Source organism: Neokomagataea anthophila, assembly GCF_018122595.1.
GTDB lineage: Bacteria > Pseudomonadota > Alphaproteobacteria > Acetobacterales > Acetobacteraceae > Gluconobacter > Gluconobacter anthophilus.
This window is the reverse complement of record NZ_JAGRQH010000003.1, coordinates 102,223-114,272: the sequence shown is the minus strand read 5'-3', so window position 1 is coordinate 114,272 and position 12,050 is coordinate 102,223. Positions and strand designations below refer to the sequence as shown.

Annotated in this window: 8 protein-coding genes; 4 read left to right on the top strand and 4 right to left on the bottom strand. The window is 53.9% G+C overall.

Features of this window, described 5'->3' with window-relative positions:
• Positions 1 to 2 precede the first annotated feature (2 nt).
• Positions 3 to 998 carry a pectinesterase family protein gene (locus KB213_RS05755; protein ID WP_211681176.1) on the top strand — a complete coding sequence of 332 codons (996 nt, stop codon included), beginning with the start codon at positions 3 to 5 and terminating at the stop codon, positions 996 to 998.
• A gap of 76 nt (positions 999 to 1,074) precedes the next feature.
• Here KB213_RS05755 and mfd read toward each other — a convergent pair whose 3' ends face one another.
• Complete coding sequence (gene mfd, locus KB213_RS05750; protein ID WP_211681174.1) at positions 1,075 to 4,566, bottom strand: transcription-repair coupling factor; 3,492 nt, start codon at positions 4,564 to 4,566, stop codon at positions 1,075 to 1,077.
• 53 nt (positions 4,567 to 4,619) lie between these two features.
• On the opposite strand from mfd, the gene recG reads away from it, so the two are divergent.
• On the top strand, positions 4,620 to 6,716 hold the full coding sequence (gene recG / locus KB213_RS05745) for an ATP-dependent DNA helicase RecG (RefSeq protein ID WP_346266674.1): 2,097 nt from the start codon (positions 4,620 to 4,622) through the stop codon (positions 6,714 to 6,716).
• 71 nt (positions 6,717 to 6,787) lie between these two features.
• Entirely contained in the window at positions 6,788 to 8,371 is a 1,584-nt protein-coding gene (locus KB213_RS05740) for a GGDEF domain-containing phosphodiesterase (protein WP_211681172.1), read from the top strand.
• A gap of 44 nt (positions 8,372 to 8,415) precedes the next feature.
• Here KB213_RS05740 and KB213_RS05735 read toward each other — a convergent pair whose 3' ends face one another.
• Positions 8,416 to 9,438 (bottom strand): lipid A deacylase LpxR family protein, encoded by a 1,023-nt coding sequence (locus KB213_RS05735; protein WP_211681170.1) that lies wholly within the window; start codon positions 9,436 to 9,438, stop codon positions 8,416 to 8,418.
• Between the two features lie 302 nt (positions 9,439 to 9,740).
• Between KB213_RS05735 and KB213_RS13005 the strand changes: the two genes are divergently transcribed.
• Positions 9,741 to 10,457 carry a cold-shock protein gene (locus tag KB213_RS13005; RefSeq protein WP_068170765.1) on the top strand — a complete coding sequence of 239 codons (717 nt, stop codon included), beginning with the start codon at positions 9,741 to 9,743 and terminating at the stop codon, positions 10,455 to 10,457.
• A 151-nt stretch (positions 10,458 to 10,608) separates the two neighbouring features.
• Here KB213_RS13005 and smpB read toward each other — a convergent pair whose 3' ends face one another.
• Positions 10,609 to 11,103 (bottom strand): SsrA-binding protein SmpB, encoded by a 495-nt coding sequence (smpB, locus tag KB213_RS05725; RefSeq protein WP_068170762.1) that lies wholly within the window; start codon positions 11,101 to 11,103, stop codon positions 10,609 to 10,611.
• A gap of 4 nt (positions 11,104 to 11,107) precedes the next feature.
• Positions 11,108 to 11,986: a 4-hydroxy-tetrahydrodipicolinate synthase gene (dapA, locus tag KB213_RS05720; RefSeq protein WP_211681662.1), complete on the bottom strand. Its 879-nt coding sequence runs from the start codon at positions 11,984 to 11,986 to the stop codon at positions 11,108 to 11,110.
• Positions 11,987 to 12,050 lie beyond the last annotated feature (64 nt).

Genomic DNA, 12,050 nt, shown 5'->3' with positions numbered 1-12,050 from the left:
TCATGACGCATAAAGCTGCCCTGCTCGGTATCGCGCTCTTGTCGTGTCACAGCGTACCGCTCGCATTCTGTGCAAGTCCGATACTCCATGTCGGTGCCGGGCAGCCCTACACACATATTCAAGATGCTCTAGACGCGGCTCCCGAAAATGCGACTATTCTCATCGCGCCGGGCCTGTACCATGAAGTCATCCATATCAGCACCCCCGGCTTACAGGTGCAGGGAGAAGGCAGTACCCCCGCTGACGTGCGTATTGAAAGCAGTCAAAGTGCTGATCAAACCGGCGGGACATCACACTCCGCCACTGTTTTTGCAGAAGCAGACAAGATCACACTCAGCAACCTCACAATTACCAACCGTTTTCACGATGATCACCCGGATATTACTCAAGGGGCACAAGCCGTCGCGTTATCAGCCACAGGTGATCGTCAATCTTTTCTTTCTCTGCATTTAGTCAGCTATCAAGACACACTCTTTGCGGGCAGCCACGGATGCAATCTGCACAGTTCATGCAGCCCTGCCCGACAATATTACCAAGATGATGTCATAGACGGTGCCGTGGATTTTATTTTCGGTGATGCTCGTGCGTATTTCGAGCACTGCATTCTGCATGGCATAGCACGCCCAACCGTTACCATCACGGCCCAAGGAAGAACATTTCCAGAACATTTAAGCGGCTATGTCTTCCATAACTGCTCAACCCAAGCAGATCCCGCCGTGCAGCATATCAGCCTGGGGCGCCCATGGCGGGATTACGCCAGCGTAGCCTATATCGACTGCACACTGGATCCGCGTGTTGTTCCGTCAGGATTTACCGAATGGCAAGGGCAGAGCCACCTTACAACAGCCCATTACCTTATTGCCAGCCTAACAAACCCTCAGCCCAATACGCACTGGGAAGAGCCTTACCTGTTACATCTACCACTAGAAGATTTGACAAAACTGGCCGAGCCAAAGAATTTTTTCTCTGACGCTCCCTCTCTATCCGGTTCGTTCTAGGGTTTGAATCTCTTTGCCGGCAGGAGGCAGCCCCACATGCAAACGGCACCTACCTCCCCCCGACGGAACACCTTCTCTAGCCGGCCTTACGTACCAATTTACACAAAACACCAGTTACCTGCTTCGCGTAACCAATACGCTTAGCATTCGTCATCTCACGGATAACGGCCAGCTTCTGATCCGGGCGTATTTTCACCCCAGCATCCTTCTTGCGTGCCACCCAGTCCAAAAGCCCTGTTGGATTACGGAAGCGGTTACGGCGGAACTGTAAGACCATGCCCTTAGGCCCCGTCTCCAAACGCTCAACCCCGGCCTCACGGCACGCACGCTTAATCAGAACTACATCCAGAAGATTCCCGACTTCACCCGGCATTTTACCGAAGCGATCAATCAGCTCCGCGCGCATTGCTTCAACTTCATCTTCGTTCTGCAATGCAGCGATACGACGATACAGCCCCAACCGTACGGGCAGGTCTTTCACGTATGTTTCTGGAATCAGCACGGGCAAGCCAAGAATAATATGCGGCGTCCAGTCTGTATCATCTTCTTCCGCCCGGCGTCCACGCTCTCGGCGCATATCCAAGACCGCATCTTCCAGCATCTGCTGGTACAACTCAATCCCGACTTCTTTAATATGCCCGGACTGCTCATCCCCTAACAGGTTCCCTGCCCCTCGCAGATCCAAATCATGCGAAGCTAAAGTGAAACCTGCCCCCAGAGAATCAAGCGTTTGCATAATCTCCAAACGCTTTTGAGACGCGGCCGAAAGAGAATTCGTCTGTGGCCAAGTCAAATACGCATAACCACGTTGCTTTCCACGCCCAACACGCCCGCGCAGCTGATACAACTGCCCAAGACCAAACATATCAGCACGATGAATAATAATCGTATTCACGCTGGGCATATCGAGCCCACTTTCCACGATATTTGTGGAGAGCAAAATATCATAACGGCCATCTGCAAATTCCGTCATGACCCGCTCAAGCTCCGTTGGCGTCAAACGACCATGGGCTTGCGCCACTTTCGCATCCGGCACGATCTCAGCCAGACGCTCCGCCATACGGTCCAGATCTGCCAAGCGTGGCAAGACGCAGAATACCTGCCCACCACGGAACCGCTCACGCTGAATCGCCTCACGGATCATCACGCTATCAAACGGCGTAATGAACGTCCGTACAGCCAAACGATCTGTCGGCGGCGTAGCGATCAAACTCATCTCACGCACACCAGACAAAGAAAGCTGCAACGTCCGTGGCAACGGCGTTGCAGAGAGTGTCAGAACGTGAACATCTTCCCGCAGAGCTTTGAGTTTTTCCTTATGGGAGACACCAAAATGCTGTTCTTCATCAATGATCAACAAACCAAGCCGGTCAAAACCCACCGTCTTGGCAAGGAGCGCATGCGTCCCCACGACGATATCAATTTGCCCTGCCGCTAAGTCTTCACGAATCTTCGTCGCTTCCTTCGCTGTCACCAGACGAGAAAGCTGCGCAATACGGACTGGAAGCCCCTCAAAACGAGCACTGAAACCGCGGAAGTGTTGGCGTGCCAGAAGCGTTGTCGGCACAACAACAGCAACTTGCATTCCAGACAAAGCCGCGACAAAGGCCGCACGCAAGGCAACCTCGGTCTTACCGAAGCCAACATCACCACACACCAAACGGTCCATCGGCCGCCCAGCGCTCATATCTTCTAGAACATCCGCAATCGCGCGGGACTGATCTTCTGTTTCCACATAAGGGAAACGTGCACAAAACTCATCCCACAGCCCTTCCGCTGGGGCTAAAGTTGGTGCCTCACGTAAGGCACGTGCCGCAGCCGTGCGGATCAACTCACCCGCCATCACACGGATGCGGGATTTCATCTTGGCCTTACGGTCCTGCCACGATGTCCCGCCAAGGCGATCAAGCTGCACACCTGTCTGCTCAGAACCAAAGCGGCTCAGCAAATCAATATTCTCAACAGGCAATAAGAGCCGCTGCTCACCATCATACGAAATGGAGAGGTAATCATGCGCGACACGGCCTTCCGTAACCGTCTCAAGCCCCGCATAACGCCCAATGCCGTACTCATGGTGAACAACAAGGTCACCCTCAGCAATCTCTCCAATCTGAGAGATAAACTGCTCACCACGCTTCTTCCGGCGCGGCGGACGTGCAATGCGTTCTCCCAGCAAATCTTGCTCGGACACGAAACACAGCCGGTCCAGAACAAACCCGCGCTCTAGCCCCAACACCAACAGACCAACCGTGCCTTTGGGCAAAGATGCCGCTGATGGCCAGTCTTCATACTCCGCAACGGCAACGCCATGCTCTTTCAGCAAATGCGCGATACGGTCCCGTGATCCACGGCTCCATGCCGTGACGTAAGTGCGTCGCCCTTGCTCTGCCCAGTCCTTGACCTGCTGACCAAAGGCTTCAAAAACACCCTCACGCGAACCATCTTTCGCCCGTGCAAATAACGCACCAGGCCGCCCCCCAGCATCAACACCCGTACCAAGATCCGGCTTTGCAAAACTATTGAGCATCACGGCTGGCACACCGGACAGCATCGCATCCCAACCATGCTGGTTCAGATACAAACGATGCGGTGGCAGCGCGCGATACGGCGTTTCTCCCTCACGCACTGGGACACGACGCGCTTCATAGTGATCCGTGATCATCTCGAACCGCGCCCGCAGCACATCCGGCGTCTGCGCTTCAAAACTGACCGCCGCACCCGGCACATAATCCAATACCGTGGCCATATGCTGATCATGCGTATCGTAGAAAAGCGGCAAATAATGCTCTAGCCCCGGATGCCGCCGCCCTTCCGATACATGGGCATACACAACATCACTCGCGGCACCACTGCCAAAACTATCCCGCCACCCCGTACGGAAATGACTGATATTCTCCGCTGTGAGCGCAAACTCAGAAACCGGACGCAGAACAAAACGCTTTAACGTCTGAGTTGAACGCTGGGTACCCACATCAAAATTGCGGATATTCTCAACTTCATCACCGAACAAATCCAACCGCACTGGCTCAGACGCGCCAGACGGGAAGAGATCAAAAATACCGCCACGTGTTGCAAACTCGCCGGGCTCCATCACGGTATCTGTCCGAGTATAACCACTCGCCACCAAGAGTTCGATCAATAACCCCTGATCAAGGCTTTCGCCTTCTGCCACATTGATCGACTGCCCCGCGAAAGCGGCCTTGGGCGGCATACGCTGCACCATAGCATGTACCGTTGTCAGCACAATACGCCGGGCTTTCGTCGGCTCCAGCAAACGGCACAACGTACCAACTCGCTCCGCAACAATCGCAGGATTGGGGGACACACGGTCATAAGGCAGACAGTCCCAAGCGGGCAGCTTCAGTACCTCCACCTCTGGCATCAACCACGCCAGCATATCCGCTAAAGCCGCTACGGACGCATCATCGCGCGCCACATGCAGCAAAGGCCCTTCATGCTCAGCCAGACGCTGACGCAGCAAAAACGCCACGCTCCCATCTGGCACACCCCACACAACCGGGCCGAATGCGGCAGCGGTTTCGCGATTCTTGGTTTCGTTTTGTTCCATGCTGATCCTACTCTATACCAGCGCTCTCATCTTCTGAAGGCCCAGACATTCCCGTGACACGCGACGCGATCCCAGCATTAGATGCCCCCCTCGACAGCCTCCCGGGTATTGGGCCACGTCACAGCAAACTACTCGAAAAAATTGCCACCGGCCCACGCGTTTTAGACCTACTATTCACCGTGCCTGAACGCATCATTGACCGGGGTACGCCCATTACACTCGCCGAAGCAGCAACCCGTGAACTCGGCTCCGTCATCACCACCAAAATCCGTGTCACCTCCCGTCGGGATCCAGCGCGGCCGGGCCAACCCACGGTCCTGCACACCACAGATGATACCGGCACATTAGACCTCGTTTTCTTCCAAAAACGCAGCATCCCAAAATGCACTCCGGGTACAGAACTCCTCACCTCAGGCCGTGTCAGTGTTTTCAATAACCAGCTCACCCTGACACCACCTGATCACCTCGTCACACCTGAAGAACACTGGCGCATCCCCACATTAGAGCCTGTCTGGCCCCTCACCGCAGGCTTGTTCCAAGGCACCGTTGCCAAAGCAATGCGAGCTGCGCTCGCGCTTTTATCGGACATTCCGGAATGGCATGACCCTACGCTCGTCGCTCGGCGGCGCTGGCCATCCTTCACAGAAGCTCTGCACACACTTCAAGCCCCCAACAAAGCCCCTGATGCAGACCCCATCCTCTGGCATGCAACCCTAGAGCGCGCCCGTACCCGCCTCGCTGCGGATGAAATCCTCGCCGATCAACTCTGCATCGCGCTCGCCCGCCACCAAGCCAAAGCACGCCCCGGACAAAGCCGCCCCGGCACGGGAATCCTACAAAAGCAATTACAAGAGAAGTTCGGCCATCAGCCCACAGAGGCGCAGCGCAACGCTATTGCCGACATTACCCAAGACATGGCTAACCCCACCCCGATGATGCGTCTCCTACAAGGAGATGTCGGCGCAGGTAAAACCTTCGTGGCTATGCACGCCATGCTGCAAGCGGTTGAATCCGGCGCGCAAGCTGCTCTCATGGCTCCCACCGAGATTCTCGCCCGCCAACATTACGAAACCATCTCTCACCTCTGCCCTGCACCCTGCATCTATCTCAGCGGCAACGTCCAAGGCAGCGCCCGTAAACAGGTACTCTCTGCCATTGCTAGCGGTGAGGCCAAACTGATCATCGGTACCCACGCCCTGTTCCAAGAAAACGTACTCTTCGCCAATCTCGGCCTTGCCGTCATTGATGAACAGCACCGCTTTGGCGTCGAACAACGTATGGCGCTAAGCAATAAGGGCCACGCCACCGACATCCTCGTCATGACCGCCACCCCCATCCCCCGAACATTACAACTTATGGAATGGGGTGAAATGAGCGTAAGCAAGCTGGACAGCAAACCAAAAGGCCGACAACCTATTCGTTCAACGTTGCACCGCATGAGTGCACTGGGCGATATTATCAATGCTGTAAAACGCGCCCTTGCCGCTAATGCACAAATTTTCTGGGTCTGCCCACTCATTGAAAACAGCGAAACAGCATCCGCCGCTGCGGCCGAAGAACGATGGGCCATGTTGTGTGATATTTTTGGCCAAGACGTCATCGGCCTTGCCCATGGCCGACAAGACATCACAATCCGCCAAGCCGCACTTGATGCTTTCCGCACAGGTCAAACGCGCCTGCTCGTCGCCACTACCGTTATTGAAGTGGGCGTCGATATCCCGAATGCCTCCATCATGGTCATTGAACATGCTGAACGCTTCGGCCTCGCACAATTACACCAATTGCGTGGGCGTGTCGGACGTGGCGCAAAGCAGTCTTTCTGCTTGCTTCTGCATGATGATGAGCTCTCATCCAGCGCCCAGCAACGCCTCAGCCTCATGCGCGATACAACAGACGGCTTTGTCATCGCAGATGAAGATTACCGACTACGGGGCGGCGGTGACCTCGCCGGACACCGGCAATCTGGCCTGCCGGGCCTCCGATTAGCGCATGGCCGCCGCATCGCCCCGCTCGCTCATGCTATGCGCCAAGACAGCGAGCGCGAAGTGACGCGCAATCCCAACCTTGAAAAGGGCCGTGGACCTGCGCTCCAAACGCTTCTACGTTTCTTCAAACGCGACAAACCAGAGCGACTTCTTATTTCAGGCTAACGATCATCAACAAACACCACACCCCCTCACCATGACTGCTATGAGGGACGCAGCCCCTTTTGGAGCCACTAATGAGTTTCCGTACCGAGCAAGACCGACAATTTCACCTTTCACTGCTGCGCCTCGTCAGTACCATTGCGCAAACGACCGAATGCGCCATTCTTTACCCACGCTTGGACATTTCCTCCGCGCGTATCACCCCACACCCCAATGCTTCTTTTGAGTTCCAAACACGACTGTCACGCTTTTCCATTGAGCCCGACACCCTCGCACAAGAAGCTGACATAACGCTTGTTTCCATCAGTCCTGAGCGCTGCGAACGTATTGTCATACGCCAAAACCCTGACCCATCTTTGACCGCGCATATACAAGCGATGCTCAATGATCTGATACATCTGCTTCGTTCTCCCTCGGCTCACCGTCAGCCACTTTTTGCTAACCGATCTGCCAGCCATGCGGCTCTCTCGGAACAGATCGAGCAAATCTCATACCAAACGCGCAAAAATCATTTTGGCACTATTCTCCTCGCCGTTGATCAGCTGCGCCATATCAATCAAAATCATGGCTGGGATATTGCAGATAAAGTGCTCAATACGCTGATCTGTCGCACCCAAAAATTACTCCCCCCCAACAGTTTTTTCGGTGGGTTCGGGGGCGGACAATTTATGATCATCACCCCAACGGGAACATCTGCCATCGGCACTCAGCATTTAGTAAATGCTGTTCAAAACCTCACCACCACCCCTATCACCATTGATGAGCACTCAATCAGTTTCACTCTTTCAATGGGGTGGAGCATTTTCCCCGAGGACGGCAACACAACGGATTCTTTACTTTTATCCACAACGGCCGCCCTCACCACCGCTCAAACAACCGGCGGCGGCCATGATACGCGCGCAACCCAAGAGCAAACCCAGCACTACCACGCATCCCAAACGCTCGAACAAGACCTTTCACACGCCATTACCAGCAATGCTTTGTTTTTGCGTTGGATGCCGATTATCGACCTCAGAACGCATAAAATTATTGCCCAAGAAGCCTTGCTACGCTGGGAGCGTCCGCATTTCGGCGAAGTCTCACCGCTTCTTTTCATTCAAAATGCAGAAAAAAATGGCCTTATTGAACAACTTGATTGTTGGGCCCTACGCGAAGCCTGTACCGTCGGTCAAAAATGGAACAACACACATCGCGTCTGCGTTAATATATCGCCCACTTGGATTGTGAATGAACGTCTCTGTCACGCTGTCCGTACCGTGCTGGAAGAAACCGGCCTCGCGCCCGATAGACTCCAAATCGAAATATCAGAGCGCACAACTTTCGCGCCTGATCACATTATCTTCCGTGAACTGGCCCGCGTCCGTGCTTTAGGCGTACGTATCGCAATCGATGATTTTGGCAGTGGCACGGCGTCTTTAGAACGCCTGCGAACCTACCCCATCGATCAGCTCAAACTCGACCGTATTTTTGTCGAACGTCTCCATGAGGATGACCGGGCCGATGACGTCATGCGTTGTATTTTGCGCCTAGGTCAAACGCTTAACCTCAGCATCTGCGCCAAAGGCGTGGAGACAGAACGCCAATTTTCCTTTTTAGACAGTCACGGCTGCCTGGAGGCGCAGGGCTTCCTCTTCGGCCCTCCTGCCATTCTCACATAAAAAAGCACTACAGCGCGCCAAACGCTGTAGTGCCTATTTCATTTTTAGAATTTCACAGACAGCTTCACGGAGCCATAGTTAAACATGCCACTACGTTGGGTTTTGAACTGAGCTGACTGCCAATTCTGACTGTAAGACATGCGGACACCATGCCACATCACCGCCACACCCGCATGGATCTCACCAACATCCCACATCTTATCGACGTGCGGTGCATTCGGACGGAACGTGCTGCCTTCCAAAGTTGAGTCATACCCAACCGCCTGACCTTCAACACCACCATAAACATACCATGCTAATGGGCGCGTCGCACGGAAGGCATCGGTACCATCTAAGCCCGGCCCAATCGTGGCATTGCCAAAATCGCTATCAAGCCCCTGACCGATACGGAACGTCGTCGCGACATCCGCATAAGTCCGATAATCCCCAGCAGCCCCCGAAACGGCAGGCAAAATATCGGCACCAACCCCATATAAGGACGCAATCGGCAAACGCCAGATTCGCCCAGCCTGCACCTGAAAGACCGGCTGATTCGCCAACTGATGAGACCAACCCTGATTCGGCGTATCGCTAATCAAGTTGTGGAATCCGTTTTGCACCTGCCGCCCCAAACCAGCAGGCCCCATGGCACCGAATTGTACGCCCACAACAGAGCGTGACAGATCCGTGTCATTAATCAGGTTCACCGTTCCAAGCAAAAGCCCAGCATACGGACGGTCACTCTGAGGCGGCTGCGCCAATTGTGTCGCATGAGGAGTGAAAATCAGTTGCTGCAAACCAATGCTGATACGCTGCACCCCATCTCCCATCAGGAAGTGATTCAGATTCGCAATCGGCTTCGGCAGGTTATCCGTACCAGATGTCCAATTAATCCGCAGGCCGGAAGTGTAATACTGATCCGACGTTCCCTTGAACGTTGAGACCGCATCATTCTCACCTTGAATCGTCCATGTCCCATACGGGTCTTGGAGCGGTGTAGCATGCACCTTCGGGACATCAACCAGCCCAACACTCACACCAAAAGCGAGAGCAGATAAGCCAAAAAAGAGGCGGCTTTGTCGTTTCATTGATATCCCTACTCCTGTTTCCTCAATACCCAATAAAGACACTTAAGATAGCGCATCAGAGTATACTTAAAATGAGGTATCTCACGTCCATAACCAGACGCCTAGCCCAGCTTAGATTTTACACATGAACTAAAAAAAATGTTTATCTCCCCCCGAAGAATGCACTTCCCTGTGGCAGACATCAAAAAAATCATGCTACAGCTATAAGCGAAGACGCAAAAACGCGCGCTTCACTCGTTTGAAATTGACAAGTCCCGGCGGGAAACTCCCCACCGAGGCACCCCTATCTCGGGATTAGACCGTTGAGAAACAACAGAACCGACCGCAGCTTCAATTCCCCTCGCCGCGGCGGGTTTGACGGGGACTTCGGCTCCCAACCGTCCTACAATGACCGTCCTAGCTACAGCGACCGTGGTGGATTCGGTGGTGGTAGCGCCGGTGGTGGTGGCTATGGCGCCCCCCGTCGTGGTGGCAACAGCTTCGTTGCAGCATCAGGCCCGGAAATCAGCTCCAGCGTAAAGTGGTTCAACACAGAAAAGGGCTTCGGCTTTGTTGAACTGTCTGACGGCTCAGGCGACATCTTCTTGCATGCAAATGCACTGAGCAACGCTGGCTACAGCAGCGTAAACCCAGGCGCGACAGTTGTTGTGCGCATCGGCCAAGGTCCTAAGGGCCGTCAGGTTGCTGAAGTGGTTTCCGTTGACGAAAGCACAGCAGAAGCACCACGCCCACGTGCGCCTATGGGTGCAGCACCACGCTTCGGTGCTCCATCTGCACGTCCGGGTCGCCCTGCTCCTGACCTGTCCATGGCTGAAGAAACCCGCGGCATTGTAAAGTGGTACAATGCAACGAAGGGCTTCGGCTTCATCACGCCAGAAAGCGGCGGCAAGGACATCTTCGTTCACGCTTCCGCTCTGGAGCGCTCACAGCTTCAGACGCTGAACGAAGGTCAGACGATCAACGTGAAGGTTGTTCAGGGCCAGAAGGGTCCAGAAGCAGCTGTTATCGACGCTGACTAATCCCGTTTGGGAGGCTTCGGCCTCCCAATACGCAAAAAAAAACGCCGCCCTTTTCAAAAGGATGCGGCGTTTTTTTATGGCCTAATTGAAATACTCAAAACCCACTAGGGAAACATTTCTCACATTCTGCATACAAGAAATGTTTAGAGACTTAGAAGTCACGACCTTTGCTGCGCATCAAGCGCGCTTTATCACGCTGCCAATCACGTTCTGCAATGGCGTGACGCTTGTCTTCCTTTTTGCGTCCCTGTCCCAAACCTAACGTCACCTTCGCAACACCACGTGCATTAAAGTGAATGTCCAACGGCACTAACGATGCCCCTGAGCGACTCACGGCTCCCACAAAATGGTTGATCTGCTTTTTGCTCATCAACAACTTACGCGGAGCACGCGTATCAAAGCGCGATAAAACGCCCCCCTGATACTCGGGTATATACGAATTATAGAGCCATATTTCACCATCACGCTCACCGGCATAAGCTTCGGTAATGGTCGCGCGCCCTAGGCGGAGGCTCTTAACCTCCGGCCCTTTCAGCACCAATCCAGCCTCAACCGTTTCCAGAATCGTATAGTTGAAACGACCCTTTTTGTTCTGCGCGGCAATCCCGTGGGAAATCATACCGCTCTTTTTTTTGGGTGCCGCCATAAACTCAGTCAATCAATCCAAGAGAGCGTAAAGCATTATCCACCACACGCTGCGTTGCTTCTGTTGGTTCAACCAATGGTAAACGCAATGTTGGCGTACACAAGCCAAGCCGTGACAGTGCATATTTCACCGGTCCCGGATTACTCTCCGCAAAGAGAGCATCATGCAGTGGTGTCAACCGGTCTTGCAGCGCAATAGCATCCGCAATGCGCCCTTCATCCCATGCTGTAAACAGTTCAGCACACAACTCAGGCACGACATTAGAGGTCACACTGATGCAGCCATCACCGCCAGCCGCCATAAAGGCCAAGGTCGAATTATCATCGCCTGAAAGCTGATTAAACGGCTTATTAATCGCACGACGCACCGCAATGGGACGCGCCATATTAGCCGTCGCATCTTTTGTACCCACAATATTAGGATGCTGAGCCAAACGCGCCATCGTGTCTGGCGCAATATCAACAATGGAACGACCCGGAATACAGTACAAATACAAAGGCAAAGGCGTTGCATCTGCAACTGCCATAAAATGGCGGTACAAGCCCTCTTGAGTTGGCTTATTATAATACGGCACCACCACCAGCACACTATCTGCACCGACAGAATGTGCATGACGCGCCATCTCGACCGCTTCAGACGTACTGTTTGATCCAGCACCAGCCATCACAGGAATACGGCCATTCGCCACTTCCACACAACGCGCCACAACCTGACGGTGCTCATCATGTGACAAAGTTGGGCTTTCACCCGTCGTACCCGCCGGAATAACACCCGCCGCTTTGCCTTTGACCTGACGCTCTATCAGCCGCGCAAAAGCCGTATAATCAACAGCGCCATCTGTCTGCATCGGCGTTATTAAAGCCGTCAGCGCTCCACGAACCATGCGCGTGCCTACCATCTTCTCGTTCCTGTTCATCCTTAACCAACCACCACCATAACGATGATAA

Excerpts from the sequence above, each read along its gene's own strand:
- KB213_RS05755 (WP_211681176.1), top strand. The coding sequence starts at position 3 with ATGACGCATAAAGCTGCCCTGCTCGGTATCGCGCTCTTGTCGTGTCAC.
- mfd (WP_211681174.1), bottom strand. The coding sequence starts at position 4,566 with ATGGAACAAAACGAAACCAAGAATCGCGAAACCGCTGCCGCATTCGGC.
- KB213_RS05740 (WP_211681172.1), top strand. The coding sequence starts at position 6,788 with ATGAGTTTCCGTACCGAGCAAGACCGACAATTTCACCTTTCACTGCTG.
- KB213_RS05735 (WP_211681170.1), bottom strand. The coding sequence starts at position 9,438 with ATGAAACGACAAAGCCGCCTCTTTTTTGGCTTATCTGCTCTCGCTTTT.
- smpB (WP_068170762.1), bottom strand. The coding sequence starts at position 11,103 with ATGGCGGCACCCAAAAAAAAGAGCGGTATGATTTCCCACGGGATTGCC.
- dapA (WP_211681662.1), bottom strand. The coding sequence starts at position 11,986 with ATGGTTCGTGGAGCGCTGACGGCTTTAATAACGCCGATGCAGACAGAT.